Source organism: Paenibacillus dendritiformis, from assembly GCF_021654795.1.
In the GTDB taxonomy this organism is placed as follows: domain Bacteria; phylum Bacillota; class Bacilli; order Paenibacillales; family Paenibacillaceae; genus Paenibacillus_B.
The window spans coordinates 1,902,431-1,920,971 of record NZ_AP025344.1 but is presented as its reverse complement, the minus strand read 5'-3'; the positions used below and the strand labels follow the sequence as shown (position 1 = coordinate 1,920,971).

Here is an 18,541-nt window from a genome sequence, read left to right as displayed (position 1 = left end):
CCTTCCCCCGCAACCGCAACCGCAAGAAGCACCTCGCGGCGATCACGCCATGAGGTGCTTCTTCATCATGCTATCTATCGTCTGGCGCGGACTTCGAAAATGCCGAATTTCAAGTAATGCCCTTCTTCGACCCCGGCCACCTGCGGATGATCCTTCCCCGCCGCGCGCCAATCGATGAGGCGCAGCACCTTGCCCGCGTCATGGGCGGCATCCTGGATCGCCTGCAGGAAGCGCTCCGGCTTCATATGATAGGAGCAGCTCGCCGTCACCAAATATCCGCCCTCATTCACGAGCTTCATCCCGTGAAGGTTGATGTCCTTGTAGCCGCGGTACGCTCCCTCCGCCGCCTGCCTCGTCTTGGCGAACGCGGGCGGATCGAGAATGACGACGTCCCAGGTGCGGCCGCCGCCCGCGGTCATCGGCTTCGATGTGTCCGTCTTCGATTGGCTCGTCCCGCGTGCCATGCGCTCCTCTCTTCCCTGCACTTGCTCCCGCAGGTAAGCAAACGCGTCCGCTACCACGAATTCCACCCGGTCCGCAAATCCGTTCAGCTCCACATTGCGCTTCGCGCTCTCGATCGCATGCTCGGAAATATCGAGACAAGTCACCTTCTTGGCTCCATATTTGCAAGCATGCAGCGTGAAGCTGCCCGTGTGAGAGAAGCATTCCAGCACCGTGGCTCCGTCCCACCACGGAAAGGTTACTTCCTTGCCGTTCGCGTTGACCGGCACGGTGCGTACGCCCGCTTCCGTCTCGATATCGGCCAGCGTTATGCCGCTGCGCGCTCCCCATCCGGTCATCAACGGCTCTATCGCAGCCCGGTTCTCGCGCTGGTCGAAGAAATAGCCCGTCTTCTGCCCTTCGACAATATCGATTTCAAGCTGCAGCCCGTTCTCGGTAATCTGCACATGGCGCGGGCATTCCCCGTACAGCGCGCCCGTTCTCTGTTCAAGGCCTTCCTTTTCCCGAACCGGCACATCGCTTCGTTCGTAAATGCCGCGCGGATTCATGACTTCGACCAAGGCCTGAACGATCGCATCGCGCGCCAGATCCATTCCGAGCGTCAAGATTTGCACGACGAGCACATCGCCGAACCGATCGACGATCAGTCCCGGGAGAAAATCGGCCTCGCCATAGACGAGCCGATATGCCGTCGCTCCCGGCAAGAACCGGTTCCGATGCTCCAGGCATTGCCGCAGCCGCTCCTTGAAAAAGCCGGCGTCCATCGCGTCGGCAGGCTGATAGCCGATGACGCGCACAATGATTTTGGAAGCCGGGTTATAGTATCCGGTCGCCACATATTGGCCTTGCGCGTTCACGACGTCGACCAGCGCCCCCGGCTGCGGATTGCCTTCCACGCGCTCGACCTCGGATTGGAACACCCACGGGTGCCCGTGCTCCGTCCTTTTTTTGCGATTGCGGCTCAAGATTACGGTTGCTGTTGTCGATTGCTTCAATTGCATGTCCCCTCTCGGCTTCCGCCGGGCTTGTCATCGTTGTCCATCCGCAAGCATACAGTGACAGTAGAGGCTGTTCACTTAGTCCCTCTCAAGCTGTTCCAGCTCGAATGATAGAACCCGCATTTTGTGTGGAATGACGAAGGAGTCCGGCGTATGTTCGCAGAAATCTGGTATCCGCTCCTAGGCGGAATGGCTGTGTTTCTTTTTGGCATGAAAACGATGGAGCTCGCCCTTCACGCATGGGCAGGGCCTTATTTGAACCGCTTCCTGCACCGTTCCACGCGGACGCCGCTGCACGGCATGCTGTTCAGCTCCGGCATGACGGCGCTCTTGCAGAGCAGTACCGCCATCACGGTCATCACCATCGGGCTGGTGAACGCCGGGCTGATGAGCTTCTCGCGCTCGCTCGGCATCATCCTCGGCACGAATGTCGGCACTTGCCTGACGACGGAGCTGATCGGCCTCAACATCAGCCGCTACGCGCTGCCGCTGCTGATCGGATCGCTCGCCTGCTGGAGCGCGGCGATTCTGGGCGGCGAATACCGCCTGCCCCTGCCGAAGCGGCTCGCCTCCCTCCTGCATCCGCTGCAGTTCGGATCCCTGGCCGCCGCCGGCTTCGCCCTCATCCTGCTCGGCATCGAATGGATGAAGCAGATCGGGGGGCCGCTCCAGCATCGCGGCATGTTCACCTGGTTCCTGGAGCGGTCCAACGACAGTCTGCTCTGGGCGCTGGCAGCCGGCATGATCATTACGGCCGTCGTCCACAGCAGCGCGGCCATCATCGTCATGGCGATGGGCTTGTCCGCTACCGGCGCCCTGCCGGTCGAGATCGGCATCGCCATCGTCATCGGCTCCAATGTCGGCACCTGCTTCACCGCGCTCATCGCATCGCTCGGCGGAAGCCGCCACGGCCAATTCGTCGCTTGGAGCCATATCGTGCTCAATGTGGGCGGGGCGATCCTGTTCTATCCGCTAATCGGCCAGCTCCATGCGCTGTCCGCCTGGTTCACCGACGATCCGGCCGCCCAGATCGCCCGGGCCCAGACGGTCTTCAATATTGCGAGCTCTGTCCTGGCGCTCCCGCTGTGCTATCTGAAGCTGTGGGACCGGCTCCGGTAACGATCGCGATTCCGGAGCTTGTCCCAATCCGGTTCGCGCCGGCCTCGATCATGGCGAGCGCCGTCGCCGTGTCCCTCACGCCGCCCGAAGCCTTGACGCCGACATGCTGCGATACGTTCCCCCGCATAAGCCGGATATCCTCGACGGTGGCCCCGCCGCGGCCGAACCCGGTCGACGTCTTGACGAAATGCGCCCCCGCGGCTTCCGAGGCTTTGCACGCCTCGATCTTTTGCCCTGTCGCCAGCATGCCCGTCTCAAGAATGACTTTGACGATCGCCTTCCCTTCCACCATGCGGACCACTTGGGCGATGTCGTCTTCCACCGCCTTCACGTCGCCGTCAAGGAGGCGGCCGATCTGCAGCACCATATCGATCTCCGAGGCTCCGTCCTCCACGGCTCTGGCCGCTTCGAACGCCTTGGCGGTGGATGCGGCGGCCCCGAGCGGGAACCCGCATACGGCCGCGATCCGCACGTCGGATCCGGCCAGCAGCTCGCGGCAGAGAGAGACCCAGGTCCCATTGACACAGACGCTGTAAAAGCCGTGCTGACGCGCCTCGCCGCACAATTTCTCAATATCGCTCCGCACCGCTTCCGGCTTGAGGAAGGTGTGGTCAATCAGGCTCGCCAATCGGATTTGTTCGTTCATCTGTAATCACCCTTCGCAATCAGATTAGAGTTGAAAGCGTACGATTACTGCGCATATTCAGCTGCGTACCTGCTCCCGGCATCTGGGCAGTTCACTTGCGCTCGCCGACCCGCAAGACAAGCAGCGGCCGTCTACAAGGCAATCCCCAATTGCGCAAGCGCCTTGCTCAGAATGACGTCATTGTTATCATACCCGGAATCGGTCTGCTTGGCCCATGCCGCTTGCGGCTCGTACCATTCGACGCTGTGAATCTCCTCGACCTGGGGCGCAAGCTGCCCGGCCTTCGCCTCGACCAGAAAATAATGAACCTCTTTGTCCACCGTGCGGCCTTCCGGCGACGTATATTGATAGCGGATCGTGTCCAGCTTGCCGACGATGCTCCCTTCAATCCCGGTCTCCTCCTGAATTTCCCGCAGAGCCGTCTGCTCTACCGTCTCTCCAGGCTCCATTTTTCCCTTGGCCAAGGAAGTCTTGCCGTAACGATCCTGGATCAACTGGAACTCGATATGCTCCCCGCGCCGCCGGTACACGACGCCTCCCGCCGATATTTCTTTCATAGCGAACATCCTCCAACTCAAAAAGTGTGGGGCGTGCTCAGGTCCCTTACCGCCCGCCTTGTTGAAACTGAATATGTATATCGTAACCGAAAGGAAAGAGGATTTCACCTGCTTCTCGCACGCGAAGCGGCAGTGGAATCCTCTGTGTTCTCCATATTACATATTAGCTGCGTGCGCGCCCGTTTCATCCCCGAGCACCCGAGTCAGGACGCCAAAGCATTCGTTCACGCCGGCCTTCGTCACCTTGACGCGGCAGAGCTGGCCGATCAGCGACTCGTCGCCGTCGAACACGATCTGCAGGTAGTTATCGGAATATCCCATCACTTGGCCGGTTCCCGGCGCCCCTTTATAATCGCGTTCCGGAATAACGTCAAGCACTTGCCCGACGAACTTCTCGGCGTATGCGAGCTGCATCTGCTCCGACAGATCGATCAGATCGTGAACGCGGGCATGCTTCACTTCCTCGTCCACCTGATCCTCCATGCGCGCCGCAGGCGTTCCGGTACGCTTGGAGTACGGAAAGACGTGCATCTCGGAGAATCCGACCCGCTTCATGAATTCGTAGCCTTCCCGGAACTGCTCGTCCGTCTCGCCCGGGAAGCCGACGATCACGTCCGTCGTGATCGCCACATTCGGCATCGCCTCGCGGATGCGGGCGATTTTGTCGCCGAACTCCTCGACCGTATATTTGCGCCGCATGCGCTTCAGCACTTCATTGTTGCCCGCCTGCAGCGGAATATGAAGATGCCGGCACATTTTCGGCGAACGGTTCAGCACGTCGATCATCCGATCGTCGATCTGGCTCGCTTCGATCGAGCTGATGCGCACCCGTTCCAATCCTTCGATGCGGTCCAGATCCCAGAGCAGATCGGTCAGATCATAGTTCTCGAGATCGTCGCCGTAGCCTCCGGTATGGATGCCGGTCAACACAATCTCCTTGTAGCCTGCTGCCACGAGCTGACGGGCCTGGTTGAGGACGCTTTGCGGGTCGCGGCTGCGGGACAGCCCGCGGGACCACGGAATGATGCAGAAGGTGCAGAAGTTGTTGCAGCCTTCCTGAATCTTCAGAAATGCGCGGGTCCGCTCCGCGAAATCCGGCACATCCAGCTCCTCGAACGCGCGCGTCTTCATAATGTTGCGCACGGCGTTAATCGGCTGGCGCTCTGCTTGAAGCTGGGCGATGTAATCCATCAGCTTCTCCCGATCCTGCGTGCCGATGACGAGATCGACGCCCGGAATGTCGAGAATCTCCGCCGGGGAGGTCTGCGCATAGCAGCCGGTCACCGCAATGATGGCGTCCGGATTGCGGCGGACGGCCCGCCGGATAATCTGGCGGCTCTTCTTGTCGCCGGTATTCGTAACGGTGCATGTATTGATCAAATAGACGTCAGCCGTCTCTTCAAAGTCGACTTGCTCATAACCTTCTTGCTTGAACAGCTGCCAAATGGCTTCCGTATCATAGAAGTTCACCTTGCAGCCCAACGTATAAAACGCTACCGATGGCATTGTTCAACTTCCTCCCATTTCTCCGAATTGATACATGATGCAGGCACAGGCCGCCAGGCCCGCCGTCTCCGTCCGCAAAATGCGGCGCCCGAGACTGACGCAGACCGCGCCGGCCGCCGTGGCCGCTTCCACCTCGCGCAGCGAAAACCCGCCCTCCGGTCCGATTACGACCAGAATGCGGGCTGCCTCCCGGCCTTGCCGGGCTTCGCGGAAAGGCTCCAGCACGTCGCGGAGCCGCGTTCCCTGCTCGTCCTCATAGCAGATCAGCACGAGATCATAGTCCGCGAACTGCCCGGTCAGCTTCGCCCAGGCCGCAGGCGCCGCAATGGCGGGAACGCGATTGCGATGCGACTGCTCGGCCGCTTCCTTCGCAATCTTCGCCCAGCGCTCCAGCCGCTTGGCTTCCTTCTTCGCGTCATACTGCACGACCGTGCGTTCCGACAGGAACGGAAGGAATCCCGCCGCTCCCAGCTCCGTGCATTTCTGTATAATCAGTTCCATCTTGTCGCCCTTCGGCAGGCTCTGGGCGATAGTCACCTCGACTGCGGCTTCCCGATCGGCAGCGACCGGCTCCTCCAGCCGGGCGATGGCCGTCTCGCCGTCGCCGCTCTCGAACACGGCCACGGCCTCGCGGCCGGCGCCGTCGCTCACCAGGAAAGTGAAGCCCGGCTTGGCCCGCATCACCTTGACGATATGATGCGCGTCCGCGCCGGTAATCCGTATGTGCTGATCCCCGAACGCTTCGGGGCTGACAAAGTATTTTTGCATCGTAATCAACATTCCTCATCATACACGTTTTGCGCGCAATGCGCTAGATTTGCAGCGATATTTCCAGAAAGTCCACGCCATGCATCCGCCTGCCGGAACGGTATTCTACATGCCGACCAGATAAGCGGCGGTCCGCGAAAAATTAAAGACGATCGGCTCTATTAAATTGAAGAGCGGCGTAAGCGTCATGTTCCGCAGCGGGGGAATGAATACAAGCATGAAGAAAATAAGAATCGACCATTGCTCGAACTGCTGCAATCGCCGACGCAGGCTGCGCGGCGCCAGATCCTCGACAATGCGGTAGCCGTCCAGCGGCGGCAGCGGAATGAGATTGAACAGGAACAGCAGCACGTTATAAGTGATGAAATAATTCAGAAAGTAATAGACGGCCAGATGGACGCGATCCGGAGAACCCAACTGCACGAAGCCGAACTTGAGGCCGAGATGAATCACGATAGTCCCGATAAAGGCCAACAGCAGGTTGCTGATCGGTCCGGCGGCCGACACGACGATGCCCATCAGCCGCGGATGCTTGAAGTTATCCCGGTTCACCGGCACCGGCTTCGCCCAGCCGAAGCCGGCGATAACGAAGAACAGCATGCCGAGGAAGTCCACATGTTTCGCCGGATTCAGACTGACGCGGCCGAGCATCTTCGCTGTCGGATCCCCGAATTTCCAGGCAAAATAGGCATGCGCGAATTCATGGACCGTAAAGGCGATCAGCAGCACCGATACGAGAAACGGCAGCATCTCCAGCTTGACGGCGAACAAATTATTCAAAAAATCCATATCTTCCCTCGCTTTCTTCTATTACATGGCATCTCTCTTACATTGGTTTTTTGGCGACGAAAGCAACCCAGTCCTCCTCGCGATGCTTCCCGCCGATGAGGAAGCCGTGTCGGATCAGCTCCCGCTCGACCGCCTCTTCTTTGTTCTTGTAAATCCCCGAGGCAATGTAGATTCCGCCAGGCTGCAGCGCCGCGAACACATCTTCCACGAACAGCAGAATCACCTCGGCCAAAATGTTGGCGACCACGATCTGGACAGGAAGCGTTACGCCAAGCGCCGGGGCTTCTTCCGTTCCGCTCGCCTTCAGCATGTGAAGGAGATCGCCTTCCCGGACGGTAACCGCGTCACCGAGCCCGTTCATCGCCGCATTTTCCCGGGCGCTCTTCACCGCTACCGGATCCAGGTCGATGGCGAGGACATGCCGGGCGCCGAGCTTGCACGCCCCGATCGCCAGAATGCCGGAGCCGGTTCCGACATCGATTATGTCTTCTCCGCCCTGAATGACGCCTTCCAGCGCCTGGAGGCAGAGCGACGTCGTCGGATGGGTTCCGGTGCCGAAGGCCATGCCGGGATCGAGCTCGATGACCATCTCCTCCGCCGTCGGCGTGTAAGGCTCCCAGGACGGCTTGATCGTCAGCTTGCCCGTAATGCGCGCGGGCTTGAAATATTGCTTCCAGGCATCCGCCCAATCGTCTTCATGAACCGGGCGCCAGGACATGGACGCCTCGCCCGGGTCGATTCCGTACGTGCGGAGCTCCCGAATGCGTCCGGCCACCTCCTCCCCGATCGCCGCCAGATCCGTTCCTTCCGCGAAGTAGCCTTGAATCTTCGCCTCGCCTTCGGGAATATCGTTCAGCGGAGCGATATACAGCTCGCCATAGGTCGTGTCGCGCTCCTTGTTCAGCGTCCCGGATTCCTCGATCGAGACGCCTCCCGCTCCCGCCTCATGCAGGAAATTCGAGATCATCTCGACCGCTTCTTCCTTAGTATGTATCGTTAATTCATGCCAGCGCACGATGGTATTCCCCCTATGAATAAGATCGGTGCCGACAAGTTTGACGGTGTTCCCCCGTACGTTATGATAACCGTCCGCACATTCTATTTATTGTACACAAAAATAAAACTCCACACAACGAGCGGTCTTACCCGCCCGTCGCAGGAGTCTGTTCCTCTACAAGAGCATGCCCTCGTAATCGCGCATCACGGCATACGCCTGATCAAGCACGGCATGGTTCACATCGGCGGAGACGATATATCCGTCTTCCCGGGGAACGACTTGAATGGCATGCGCCCGCAGCGCGTTCAGCTTGCGCCCGCAAGCGTCGGCCTTCGATTCGTCCCTGAACTTCGCTTCGATGTGTCTCATGGACGTTCCGCCCGTTCATCCGCTTGTCTGGCCCGCTCCAGCGCCTCCAGATCGTCGGCGTCCGCCTGCTCGATCGAGAATTCGACGTCTTCGTTCTTGCCCGCCGCCGCATTCGTCTTGCCGACGACGAGATCCGGCTGCTCCTCGAAAGCGTTGAGATGGTTCTTCCGGCGGCTGTCCCGGTAATTGGTCATTGCCCTTCCTCCTTTGCCTCATCATGTCATAGAGGGTCATCTATAACATGAGTCGGAAGCGGGGACTTTATACGATGGGCTCAGCTCCCTCGCCCGAATTACCGCCGCGCTCCCCCGGCGGCGTACTGCTTCCAGAGCGTCTGGCTGGAGGTCGTGACGGCCACGGCGCCGGCTTCAAGCGCCCTGTTCACATCATCTTCGGTCCGGATGAAGCCGCCGGCGAGAAGCGGAATGTCGCGTCCGGTCTTCAACTGCTTCAGATAAGGCAGCATCGGGCTCGGGAGCACCTCGATATAATCGGGATTCGTCTTTTCCAGCAAAGCGCCGCTCTTCTCGAACGAGCTGTTGTCGATCAGGAAAATGCGCTGAATGGCAACGACGCCCTTCTGCTTCGCGCGGATAATGACGCTCGCCTTCGTCGACAGCAGCCCGTACGGCGTAAATTCCTGGCACAGATATTCCGCCGCATAGCTGTCGTTCTGCAGCCCCTGAATCAGATCCACGTGCAGCAGCAGCTTCTTGTTATGCGGACGAACCATCTGAAAAATTGGCTTCAGCTGCGCAATATGGACATCCAGCAGCACAATGTATTCGAACGGACTGACCAGCAGCTTTTCCATATCCTTCATCTGCCTTACGGCCGGCAGGATGGCCTGGTTTGCGAAATGCATCGCTCGCTCTCCCTTCGGTCTGTAGCTCGGTTTTTCTCTGACGCCATTTTATTGCTCCTTCTACCGCTATCGTAATGCTCCGCCGCCGGCCCGTCAACATCGTCTCCGTTCCGTCAAGCGCAAGCGTCACAACGCACCCCCATAATTTGTATTGATTTTTAATATTGTGTGAATTATACTGGGATGCAAGTTAATATTCCGGTTTCGGGAAACGGAGAAGACCACGCTTGTTCCAATTGGCTTCCGGCCATTTGGTCGTTCTGTGGTCTTCTTTTTTTCTGACCGTTGCGCTGGTAAAGAAAGGGGAATCGTCAAATGGATCCATCCGCAACAACCCTCCGCAAGAAAGATTCGCCGCTGCGCCTCCTTGCGGCGGCCCTGCTCTATTTAAGTCCGATGCTCATCATTTTATCGGCCTTTACGTTCTATCCAATGTTGAAAACGCTTTATTACAGCTTCTTCTCCACGAACGCGCGCGGCGTTCCGGTCATGTTCGTCGGCTTCGATAATTATGCCGGCCTGTTCCAATCCGACAGCTTCCTGACCAGCATGGCCGGCACGTTCCTGTTCGTGCTGTACACGGTGCCGCTGGGCGTCGCCTTCGCGTTCTTCCTGGCCGTCATCTCCAGCGAGAAGCTGCGGGGAATCGAATTTTTCCGCGTGATCTTCTCGTCTACGGTCGGCGTGTCGGTCGCCGCGGGATCGATGATCTTCCTGTTCCTGTTCCACCCCAGCATCGGGTTCCTGAATCATATGCTTGGTTGGGCAGGCCTGCCGCCGATCCATTGGCTGACCGATCCGAAGTGGGCGCTGATCTCCATTGCGGCGACGAGCATTTGGATGGGCGTCGGCTTCAATTACATTATCCTGCTCGGCGGCCTGCAGAGCATACCCGAGGACATTTACGAGAGCGCCCGCATTGACGGCGCCGGGTACTGGTCCCGCTTGTTCCGCATTACGCTGCCGATGGTCTCGCCGACCTTGTTTTTTGTCATCATCGTGACCGTCATCCATTCCTTTCAATCGTTCGGCCAGATCGATATCCTCACCAAGGGCGGACCTGCAGAATCAACGAACCTCATTGTATATTCCATCTATCAGAACGCCTTTATTCACTACAAATTCGGCATCGCGAGCGCGCAAGCGATTATTCTGTTCCTGATCGTGCTGCTGGCGACGCTGATTCAGTTCAAAGTCGGCGAAAAGAAGGTGCATTATCAATGAGAATGGCTTTGTACCAGAAATGGGTGTTCTATATATTGCTGCTGGCCGCGGCCGGCCTCATGTTCTTCCCGATCATCTATGCTCTCCTGGCCAGCCTGATGACGACCGAGGAGATTATGACCGGCAAGCTGTTCCCGGCCAGCTTCGTATTCGACAATTTCACGCTGGCGCTCAAGAGCGTGCCGCTGCTGAAGTTCATGCTGAACAGCCTGATTGTCTCGCTCACCGTCATGATCGGCCAGCTCATCGTATGCAGCCTCGCCGCCTACGCCATCGTCTTTATTCCGTTCAAAGGGCGCAACTTCGTGTTCTTCCTGTTGATATCGACGATGATGATCCCGTGGGAAGCGACGATGATTCCGAACTATTTGACCATCGTCGGGCTGAATTGGGTCAATACGTACCAGGGATTGTCGATGCCGTTCTTCGCGCTCGCTTTCGGCGTCTTTCTGCTTCGCCAGCATTTCCTGACGCTGCCGCATGAGCTGCATGAATCGGCTCAATTGGAAGGCTGCGGCCGGCTGCGCTACCTGGTGTCGTTCGTCGTCCCGCTCTCTCTGCCGATGCTGAGCGCGCTCGGCGTATACGGGTTCTTGACGACCTGGAATATGTATTTATGGCCGCTGCTGACGACAACCAACAATTCGGTCCGTACCGTGCAGATCGGCTTGAAGATGATGCAGGCCCAGGAGACGAACACGAATTGGCCCGTCGTCATGGCCGGGGTCGTCATCGTGCTCGTGCCAACCTTGCTTTTCTTGTTCCTCAGTCTCAAGCAGCTCAAGCGCGGCTTGATGTCCGGGGCATTAAAAGGATAAATGAATCACCATGAGTTGCCGGCATAAATTACATTCGCGAGGGGGATATGCAAGTGAAAAAAGCAGGCATACTGATGCTGCTGCTGGCGGTGCTGTCGCTGTCCGCTATCGGCTGCACGAATTCGTCCGGCTCGGAGGCGAGAACATCGGATGACGGACGAATCAAGGTCACCTTCTGGCATGCCATGAGCGGCAATGCCGGGGAACTGATCGCCAAGATGGCGGACGACTACAACGCATCGCAGGACAAATACTTCGTCGATGCGATATTCCAGGGCTCGTACGAGGAATCGTTGACGAAGCTGAAGGCGGTGGGGGGCACGTCCGAAGCGCCGACGCTGATGCAGGTGCAGGAGATCGGAACGAAGTATATGGTCAACAGCGGTTATATCCAGCCGGTTCAGGACCTGATTGACCAAGACAAATTCGACTTGTCTCAATGGGAGGAGAATATCCTCAGCTATTATCAAATCGACGGGAAGCTCTACTCGCTGCCATTCAACACTTCGAACGCTATCTTAATCTACAACAAGGACAAATTCAAAGCGGCCGGACTCGACCCGGAATCGCCGCCGAAGACGTTCGGGGAAGTTCGGGACATGGCCCGGAAGCTGACTGATAACGGGAAAAATGAAAAAGGGTTCGCGCTGCTCGTCTACGGCTGGTTCATCGAGCAGTTGCTTGCCAATCAAGGAGCCGACTTCGTGGACAACGGCAACGGGCGGGACAGCCTGGCAACCAAGTCGCTGCTCAATTCCCCGGAAAGCCTCGGCATCTTCCAATGGCTCGATGAGATGAACAAGGACGGCACGCTCGGCAACTACGGGCGGCAGTGGGATGACATCCGGGCGGCCTTCAGCGCCGGGAAGGTCGCCATGTACATGGACTCGACCGCGGGCATTGCCGGCGTCATGCAGGCTTCGCCCTTCGAAGTCGGCACAGGATTCCTGCCGACGCCGGACGGGAAGGAGGCCAATGGCGTTATCGTGGGCGGCGCCTCGCTCTGGCTGATGAACAGCGTCGCCGAAGAAGAGAAGGAAGCGGCCTGGGATTTCATGAAATATGTAACGACCCCGGCCGTTCAGGCCGAATGGGCGGCGGGCACCGGCTACTTCCCGATTACGAAGGCCGCGCATGAGGAGCCGATCCTGAAGGAGAAGTACGGGCAGGCCCCGCAATTCCTGACCACCGTGAAGCAGCTTCAGAATACAAAGGCCGGCTCGGCTACCCGCGGCGCGTTGATCTCCGTCTTCCCGGAGACGCGCAACGAAGTCGCGACGGCGATCGAGAAGCTCTACCAGGGAGACGCTCCGCAGAAGGTCGCCGATGAATTGACCGCGAAAATCGATAAGCTCATCGAAGAGGACAACAAGGTGAACGCGCCGAAATAAGCAGGAACGCGGCGGGCAAGGAGGCACCGGGAATTTCGCTTCCCTGTCCGCCTCACTATGAAGCGGGAGGTTGAGGAGCATGTTTATATTTGCCCACCGGGGCGCATCGGGGTACGCCCCGGAAAATACGATGGCCGCTTTCCGGGCGGCGCTCGATCGCGGCTGCGCCGGCATCGAGCTTGATATTCAACAGACGAAGGACGGACGGCTCGTCATCATCCATGACGAAAATGTCGCGCGCACGACATCAGGCCAAGGCTACATCGCGGACCTGACTTGGGAGGAGCTGAGCGTGCTTGACGCGGGAAGCTGGTTCCGCACGGACTTCAACGAGGAACGGATCCCGCTGCTGGATGACTATCTCGATCTGGTGCAGGATCAGGATCTCATGACCAACATCGAGATTAAGAACATCCCTTTCTTCTATGACGGAATCGAACAAAAGCTTCTTGACGCCGTAAAGAAACGCGGCCTGCTGGAACGAATTATCGTCTCCTCCTTCGACCATCAGGCGCTGGAAAGGATATCCAACCTGGAGCCCGGCGTGAAGCTCGGCGTGCTCATGGCCGATCGCCTCTGCCGTCCGGGGCAATATATCCAGTCCCTTCCCTTCCCGGTCTACAGCGTGCATCCCCATTTCTCGTTCGCGGACGCGGACTTCATCGCGGCATGCCATGGAGCCGGCTGCAAGGTGTACGCCTACACCGTCGATCGGCCGGAGTGGGCCGGGATGCTCCGGCAAGCCGGCATCGACGGCATCTTCTCCAACGTGCCGGATCAGTTGGGATAACCGGCCGGCACCTTGTTCCGCATGACCATGCCCGATCCGGGGTCCCGATCGGGCATGGTCATGCTGCATTTCGCCGCTTTATTCCGGGAACATCTCCGCGTTCGCCGTGCGCGCAAGAGGAATGCGATGCCAAGCTAATCCTTAGTTGATCGAACCATGGGCGCTTCTTTTTCAACCTGAGGATGGTGGTCCGGCATGCGCAGCGGCAGCTTCACGGAGAAGACAGACCCGCTTCCCCGCTCACTGCTCACGGCAATCGTCCCCTGATGGAGCTGAACAATCTTCCGCGCGATGGAGAGCCCCAATCCGCTGCCTCCATGCATCCGGTTGCGGGACGCATCGGCCTTGAAAAATCGCTCGAACAGATGGGGAAGATGCTCCTCCTCGATTCCAATGCCGCTGTCTTCCATCCTCACTTCTACATAGGGCTCATGCACCGTCAGCCCAATGTGGATGAAGCCCTTCTCCGGCGTGAATTTGATGGCATTGTGGAGCAGGTTGACCCACACCTGGCTCAGCATATCCTCATCTGCGGTAATGTGAACCTTATCCAGGCTCAATTCGATGTCCAAAGCTTTGGCCGCCCATTGCGGTTCACTGGCCAATGCAAGATTGCGCAGCTGCTGATCCAGGCGGTACGATTGAGGCTTGATCGGATGATGCTCCGATTCCAAGGACGTCAGCCTCAGCAAATTGTCGCTTAATTTGGATAGTCTGGTTGTCTCCATCTCGATAATCTGGAGGTAATGCCGCCGCTCCTCCTCGCTCAATTCGTCATTTTGCAAGGCATGGGCAAATCCGCGAATCGACGTAAGCGGCGATTGAATCTCATGGGACACATTCGAAATAAATTCCTGCCGCATCTTCTCCATCACACCCAGCTCGCCGGCCATCTTGTTGATGCTCTCGATCAGCATGCCGTATTCGTGTTCAAAATCTTCATTCATCTTGATCGTCACATCGAAATCTCCCTTGGAGATCCGGTTGACGGCGTCGATGATGGAATGATAGTAGAGAAGATGCTTATTGCGCGCAAAAGGGACAAAGATCCCGATTATGGCGCACAGAATCAGGAAACCTACCGTGCCCGTCATGATAAACGCCCCGTATTCCGTCAATTCCCATCCGAACCACCGTAGCAGTGCCGGATTGATGAGATAGGCAATCGACCATGAGGCGTACATGAACAGCAAGATGACGCCCATGCTGGTGACGAACTTAATCGTCTTCCATGTTCTCGTTGCCTTGAACTTGCGGAACCATGCGAGCCGTTTCATTCGAGCACCTCAAGCCGGTAACCGAGCCCGCGTATGGTTTTGATGCGAAATCCGTGCTCGCTGTCGGAGAACCGCTCGCGGAGGCGGTTAATGTGCACATCCAGCGTCCGCTCGTTCCCCTCATAATCATAACCCCATATTGCTTCGATTAACTGCTCTCTGGAGCATGTCCTGCCGGGGACGGCGCCCAGCTTGAAGAGGAGCTCGAATTCCTTCAGCGGCAAGGAAAATGTATCGCTGCCCGAGGTGACTTCGAATGTCTGCCGGTTCACGGCCACGCGGCCGATATGAACAATCCGGGACGCCGCAATCTGATATCTTCTCAGCAGCGCCCTTACGCGCACGACCAATTCCATCGGCTCGAACGGCTTCACCAAGTAATCGTCGGTTCCCAGATTGAAGCCTTTCACCTTCTGCGATGTGTCTCCCTTGGCGGTCAGCATCAGCAGCGGAATATCATGCAGCGCTTTGAGCTCGCGGCATAGCTCCCATCCATCCATATTCGGCATCATAATATCGAGTATCACCAGATCGGCTTTCTCCGTCTCCAGAAGACGGATCGCCTCCACGCCGTCGGAGGCTTCGATCGTCCGGAAGCCCTCCTTTCCCAATAATACGGTGACAAATTCCCGAATATGAGGATCGTCATCTACGACAAGAATGGTTGCCATCTCGCGCAATACCGCCTTTCCCTTTGATAGACTCGTTGCCGAATTTAAGCCCCGTGCTGTTCCTGAATTTTGAGCTGCTGCGCCGCGAACTCCCGGTACATCGAATGGCTCTCCAATAACTGTTCATGCGTGCCGCAGCCTGTCAGCCTGCCTCTGTCGATGAATAAAATCTGATCCGCGTCGACGACAGTGGACAGCCGGTGAGCAATGACCAGCGTCGTCCGCCCCTTCATCAGATTGTTCAGCGCCTTCTGAACGACAATCTCGGACTTGCTGTCCAAGCTCGACGTCGCCTCATCCAGCATCAGAATGCGCGGATTGCGCAGAAGCGCCCGCGCGATAGCAATCCGCTGGCGCTGTCCGCCTGACAGCTTCATGCCGCGCTCGCCCACTTCCGTATCGTATCCGTCGGCCAATTCTTCAATGAAGCCGTCCGCATAAGCCATCGCGGCCGCCCGCTTCAGCTCCTCGTCGGTCACGGCCCGATTCATCCCGTAACAAATATTTTCCCGGATCGTCCCGTCGATCAGCGGGCTCTCCTGCGACACGTATCCAATCAGAGCGCGCCAGGAAAATAGCGAGAACTCATTAATGTCCTCATTCCCCAGCTTGATGACACCGGAGACCGGCAGGTAGAATCGCTCGAAGAGGGAGAACAGCGTCGTCTTGCCGCTCCCGCTGGGCCCGACGATAGCCGTTACCTTCCCCGGATTGATCGTGAAGCTAACATCTTCAAGTATAGGTTCTCCTTCGGCATATGCAAAGTGCACATGCTCTGCATGAATCGGCAAATTCGCCCGCCCGGCCTCTTTCCCCTGCATAGGATCTTCTTCCGGGGCCTGCAATATCGCAATCATATGTTCGGTTGCTCCAATCGCCTTCTGAAGCTGCGTGAAAAACATAGACAACTGGCTCATCGGCATGACAATCTGAATCAGGTATAGAATGAAAGCGACGAGTTCGCCTGCGGTCAGCGCCCCCGACGATACGCGCATGCCGCCATAGCCAATAATGACGACCAGCAGCACCATCAGCACGAACGACATAATGGGCGAAATCAACGCCTGCACGACGCCTTCCTTAATGCCGAAGCGAAGCAGTCGGGCAATGGCTTTGCGACCGTTCTCGTATTCCCTCGCCTCGGCATTGGATGCTTTCACCAATCGTATTTCCGACAGCACTTGACTTAATACGGCCGTGAAGGAAGCCGTTTCATCCTGCAGCCCTTTGGATATGTTGAACATCTGGTTGCCAAGCGGGAACAGCACCAATGCCGCGAGCGGTATCACGAGGAGCATGATGACCGTCATTTGCCAATCCAGATACAGCAAGACAATGAGCGAACCAATGACGGAGATGATGCCGGTGAAGAAGCCGGACAGATGCTCCGTGATGAAGCCCTTTACAATCCCCGTATCATTCGTGATGCGGCTGACCGTCTCGCCGGTCTTGTTCCGGTCATAGTAGGACACCGGGAGCACCAGCATCTTCTTCCACAGCCGGTCCCGCAAGCCGGCCACGACGCGTTGTCCGATAAGATTAAGCATATAGATAGATAAGCCGGCGGCCACCGTCTGAACAACAAACGCGATCGCCAACGCCGCAATCTGCATCGTATCCAGCTGCGACATGGCGAAGTTGTCCACCATCCCCTTGGTGAACATCGGAATGACGAGCGATACGGCCGCCCCGCCGACGCTCATCAGCAAAGCGGCGAATAACATGAGCTTGGATGGCTTTGTCTCATTCATGAGATTCAGAAATTGCCGCCAATTGCCGAGCGAACCTTTCGTCGTCCGATCGATTTCGTTCCTCATAACATCCACTCCTTCTTGGCACATCACCTAAGTTATGGAGTCTATGATAGACGGTGAATGTAAACGGAATGTAAACCGGAGAGGCTTCTCTTGGATGGGACCGCCAGCTGTCCCGGAAGGCATTGGCTCCATGCTCTTTTCCCCGCCGAAAATACGAAAGACCACAACCATCGCATAGGTTTCCTCTATGCGCAGTTGTGGTCCTGACCCGTAGCTCCGGCCGATAGGATAAACGTATATATCGATAAGGAAGGATATAGCTCATGCGATCAAGAGGGGCCGGGGTCTAGTCTCCCCGGAACGCCCGCTTCATCCGATCGAAGAACGTCTCCTCGTGCCCGCCGTTCGTCTGCTCGCCGCCGCTGGCCGCGAACTGCCGGAGCAGCTCCTTCTGTTCGTCATTCAGCTTCGTCGGCGTCACGATGACAACCTTGACATGCTGATCGCCCTGGCCGTGGCCCCGAAGGCGGGGAACGCCTTTGCCGCGCAGCCGGAAGAAGGTCCCCGTCTGCGTGCCGGCAGGAATTTTCAGCTTGACCTTCTCGGTCAGCGTCGGGATTTCAATCTCGTCGCCCAGCGCCGCCTGAGCAAAGGTGAGCGGCACCTCGCAATAGATGTCGTCGCCGTCGCGCTCGAAAAATTCATGCGGCTTCACGCGAATGACAATGTACAAATCGCCGTTCGGACCGCCGCGCAATCCGCTCTCGCCTTCTCCGCTCATGCGCAGTTGAGCTCCATCGTCCACCCCTGCCGGAATGCGCACATGAATCACGCGCTGCTTTTTCACGGTTCCGCTGCCGTGGCAGGTGCCGCATTTCTCGCGGATAATTTTGCCCTTCCCTTGACATACCGTGCAAGTGCGCCGGTTAACCATGCGCCCGAACGCCGTATTTTGCACGACTTCTTGCTGCCCCGTACCGCGGCAGGCCGAGCAGGTATCCGGCTTCGTGCCAGGCTTGGCCCCGGTCCCGAAGCAGGTGTCGCACTGCTCTGTCCGCGGAATCGTAATGTCCGTCTCTTTGCCGAAGACGGCTTCCTTGAATTCAATCTGCATCGTATACTGCAGATCGCTGCCTCGCTGCGGCGCATTCGGATCGCGCGTGCGTCCTCCTCCGCCGAAGAACATGTCGAATATGTCGCCGAATCCGCCGAAATCGCCGGAGAAGCCGCCTCCGCCCATGCCCTGATTCGGATCTACATGCCCGTACTGATCATACATCGCCCGCTTCTGATCGTCCCCAAGCACATCGTACGCTTCCTTGACTTCCTTGAACTTCTCTTCCGCGTCCGCTGCCTTGTTCACGTCAGGGTGATATTGACGCGCAAGCTTCCGGTAGGCTTTCTTGATTTCATCCTCGCTTGCCCCTTTGCTTACGCCGAGCACTTCATAGTAATCTCGCTTTTCCGCCACTCTTCCACCCCCATTGCAACTTGAAAGCCCGGTGTCCCGCGCCCTTCCCGCTCTACCCTGCGGAAA

19 protein-coding genes are annotated in these 18,541 nt (G+C 57.8%); 5 read left to right on the top strand and 14 right to left on the bottom strand.

What is annotated here, in order from left to right:
- Nucleotides 1–74 precede the first annotated feature (74 nt).
- Nucleotides 75–1,463 carry a class I SAM-dependent rRNA methyltransferase gene (locus tag L6439_RS08435; RefSeq protein WP_168179316.1) on the bottom strand — a complete coding sequence of 463 codons (1,389 nt, stop codon included), beginning with the start codon at nt 1,461–1,463 and terminating at the stop codon, nt 75–77.
- Between the two features lie 150 nt (nt 1,464–1,613).
- On the opposite strand from L6439_RS08435, the gene L6439_RS08430 reads away from it, so the two are divergent.
- Entirely contained in the window at nt 1,614–2,579 is a 966-nt protein-coding gene (locus L6439_RS08430; RefSeq protein ID WP_006676242.1) for a Na/Pi cotransporter family protein, read from the top strand.
- On the opposite strand, the gene deoC is transcribed toward L6439_RS08430, so the two are convergent.
- The 9 genes from deoC to L6439_RS08385 form a co-directional block, all read right to left on the bottom strand.
- A complete protein-coding gene (deoC, locus tag L6439_RS08425; RefSeq protein WP_213469060.1) occupies nt 2,512–3,225 on the bottom strand; it encodes a deoxyribose-phosphate aldolase in 714 nt (237 codons plus the stop codon). The genes L6439_RS08430 and deoC overlap by 68 nt on opposite strands.
- Before the next feature lie 131 nt (nt 3,226–3,356).
- Entirely contained in the window at nt 3,357–3,791 is a 435-nt protein-coding gene (locus L6439_RS08420) for an NUDIX hydrolase (RefSeq protein ID WP_168179314.1), read from the bottom strand.
- A 147-nt stretch (nt 3,792–3,938) separates the two neighbouring features.
- Nucleotides 3,939–5,288, bottom strand: a complete 1,350-nt coding sequence (gene mtaB, locus L6439_RS08415; RefSeq protein WP_213469059.1) for a tRNA (N(6)-L-threonylcarbamoyladenosine(37)-C(2))-methylthiotransferase MtaB — start codon at nt 5,286–5,288, stop codon at nt 3,939–3,941.
- A 3-nt stretch (nt 5,289–5,291) separates the two neighbouring features.
- Nucleotides 5,292–6,056, bottom strand: coding sequence for a 16S rRNA (uracil(1498)-N(3))-methyltransferase (locus L6439_RS08410; protein WP_168179312.1), 765 nt, complete (start codon nt 6,054–6,056; stop codon nt 5,292–5,294).
- Nucleotides 6,057–6,161: 105 nt separating this feature from the next.
- A complete protein-coding gene (locus L6439_RS08405) occupies nt 6,162–6,845 on the bottom strand; it encodes a site-2 protease family protein (RefSeq protein ID WP_168179311.1) in 684 nt (227 codons plus the stop codon).
- A 37-nt stretch (nt 6,846–6,882) separates the two neighbouring features.
- Entirely contained in the window at nt 6,883–7,860 is a 978-nt protein-coding gene (gene prmA, locus L6439_RS08400; protein ID WP_168179310.1) for a 50S ribosomal protein L11 methyltransferase, read from the bottom strand.
- 156 nt (nt 7,861–8,016) lie between these two features.
- Nucleotides 8,017–8,211: a hypothetical protein gene (locus L6439_RS08395; protein WP_168179309.1), complete on the bottom strand. Its 195-nt coding sequence runs from the start codon at nt 8,209–8,211 to the stop codon at nt 8,017–8,019.
- Nucleotides 8,208–8,405 carry a YfhD family protein gene (locus tag L6439_RS08390; protein ID WP_168179308.1) on the bottom strand — a complete coding sequence of 66 codons (198 nt, stop codon included), beginning with the start codon at nt 8,403–8,405 and terminating at the stop codon, nt 8,208–8,210. Before L6439_RS08390 ends, L6439_RS08395 begins: the two co-directional genes overlap by 4 nt.
- Before the next feature lie 98 nt (nt 8,406–8,503).
- Nucleotides 8,504–9,076, bottom strand: a complete 573-nt coding sequence (locus L6439_RS08385) for a glycerol-3-phosphate responsive antiterminator (RefSeq protein ID WP_168179307.1) — start codon at nt 9,074–9,076, stop codon at nt 8,504–8,506.
- Between the two features lie 315 nt (nt 9,077–9,391).
- On the opposite strand from L6439_RS08385, the gene L6439_RS08380 reads away from it, so the two are divergent.
- From L6439_RS08380 to L6439_RS08365, 4 genes are all read left to right on the top strand, one after another.
- Nucleotides 9,392–10,300: a carbohydrate ABC transporter permease gene (locus L6439_RS08380; RefSeq protein ID WP_168179306.1), complete on the top strand. Its 909-nt coding sequence runs from the start codon at nt 9,392–9,394 to the stop codon at nt 10,298–10,300.
- Nucleotides 10,297–11,118 (top strand): carbohydrate ABC transporter permease, encoded by an 822-nt coding sequence (locus L6439_RS08375; protein WP_213469058.1) that lies wholly within the window; start codon nt 10,297–10,299, stop codon nt 11,116–11,118. Before L6439_RS08380 ends, L6439_RS08375 begins: the two co-directional genes overlap by 4 nt.
- 53 nt (nt 11,119–11,171) lie before the next feature.
- Entirely contained in the window at nt 11,172–12,509 is a 1,338-nt protein-coding gene (locus L6439_RS08370; RefSeq protein ID WP_213469057.1) for an ABC transporter substrate-binding protein, read from the top strand.
- Nucleotides 12,510–12,588: 79 nt separating this feature from the next.
- A complete protein-coding gene (locus L6439_RS08365; protein WP_213469056.1) occupies nt 12,589–13,299 on the top strand; it encodes a glycerophosphodiester phosphodiesterase in 711 nt (236 codons plus the stop codon).
- A 134-nt stretch (nt 13,300–13,433) separates the two neighbouring features.
- Here the strand turns inward: L6439_RS08365 and L6439_RS08360 are convergent, their stop codons facing one another.
- The 4 genes from L6439_RS08360 to dnaJ all read right to left on the bottom strand — a co-directional run bounded on the left by L6439_RS08360 (nt 13,434) and on the right by dnaJ (nt 18,475).
- Entirely contained in the window at nt 13,434–14,576 is a 1,143-nt protein-coding gene (locus L6439_RS08360) for a sensor histidine kinase (protein WP_213469055.1), read from the bottom strand.
- Nucleotides 14,573–15,247, bottom strand: a complete 675-nt coding sequence (locus L6439_RS08355) for a response regulator transcription factor (RefSeq protein WP_168179301.1) — start codon at nt 15,245–15,247, stop codon at nt 14,573–14,575. Before L6439_RS08355 ends, L6439_RS08360 begins: the two co-directional genes overlap by 4 nt.
- A gap of 44 nt (nt 15,248–15,291) precedes the next feature.
- Nucleotides 15,292–17,064 (bottom strand): ABC transporter ATP-binding protein, encoded by a 1,773-nt coding sequence (locus L6439_RS08350; protein ID WP_168179300.1) that lies wholly within the window; start codon nt 17,062–17,064, stop codon nt 15,292–15,294.
- A gap of 286 nt (nt 17,065–17,350) precedes the next feature.
- Complete coding sequence (gene dnaJ / locus L6439_RS08345; protein WP_168179299.1) at nt 17,351–18,475, bottom strand: molecular chaperone DnaJ; 1,125 nt, start codon at nt 18,473–18,475, stop codon at nt 17,351–17,353.
- Nucleotides 18,476–18,541 lie beyond the last annotated feature (66 nt).

Excerpts from the sequence above, each read along its gene's own strand:
- L6439_RS08385 (WP_168179307.1), bottom strand. The coding sequence starts at position 9,076 with ATGCATTTCGCAAACCAGGCCATCCTGCCGGCCGTAAGGCAGATGAAG.
- L6439_RS08350 (WP_168179300.1), bottom strand. The coding sequence starts at position 17,064 with ATGAGGAACGAAATCGATCGGACGACGAAAGGTTCGCTCGGCAATTGG.
- L6439_RS08360 (WP_213469055.1), bottom strand. The coding sequence starts at position 14,576 with ATGAAACGGCTCGCATGGTTCCGCAAGTTCAAGGCAACGAGAACATGG.
- L6439_RS08365 (WP_213469056.1), top strand. The coding sequence starts at position 12,589 with ATGTTTATATTTGCCCACCGGGGCGCATCGGGGTACGCCCCGGAAAAT.
- L6439_RS08435 (WP_168179316.1), bottom strand. The coding sequence starts at position 1,463 with ATGCAATTGAAGCAATCGACAACAGCAACCGTAATCTTGAGCCGCAAT.
- deoC (WP_213469060.1), bottom strand. The coding sequence starts at position 3,225 with ATGAACGAACAAATCCGATTGGCGAGCCTGATTGACCACACCTTCCTC.
- L6439_RS08380 (WP_168179306.1), top strand. The coding sequence starts at position 9,392 with ATGGATCCATCCGCAACAACCCTCCGCAAGAAAGATTCGCCGCTGCGC.
- L6439_RS08410 (WP_168179312.1), bottom strand. The coding sequence starts at position 6,056 with ATGCAAAAATACTTTGTCAGCCCCGAAGCGTTCGGGGATCAGCACATA.
- L6439_RS08430 (WP_006676242.1), top strand. The coding sequence starts at position 1,614 with ATGTTCGCAGAAATCTGGTATCCGCTCCTAGGCGGAATGGCTGTGTTT.
- L6439_RS08390 (WP_168179308.1), bottom strand. The coding sequence starts at position 8,405 with ATGACCAATTACCGGGACAGCCGCCGGAAGAACCATCTCAACGCTTTC.
- L6439_RS08355 (WP_168179301.1), bottom strand. The coding sequence starts at position 15,247 with ATGGCAACCATTCTTGTCGTAGATGACGATCCTCATATTCGGGAATTT.
- mtaB (WP_213469059.1), bottom strand. The coding sequence starts at position 5,288 with ATGCCATCGGTAGCGTTTTATACGTTGGGCTGCAAGGTGAACTTCTAT.
- L6439_RS08405 (WP_168179311.1), bottom strand. The coding sequence starts at position 6,845 with ATGGATTTTTTGAATAATTTGTTCGCCGTCAAGCTGGAGATGCTGCCG.
- L6439_RS08375 (WP_213469058.1), top strand. The coding sequence starts at position 10,297 with ATGAGAATGGCTTTGTACCAGAAATGGGTGTTCTATATATTGCTGCTG.
- L6439_RS08420 (WP_168179314.1), bottom strand. The coding sequence starts at position 3,791 with ATGTTCGCTATGAAAGAAATATCGGCGGGAGGCGTCGTGTACCGGCGG.
- L6439_RS08395 (WP_168179309.1), bottom strand. The coding sequence starts at position 8,211 with ATGAGACACATCGAAGCGAAGTTCAGGGACGAATCGAAGGCCGACGCT.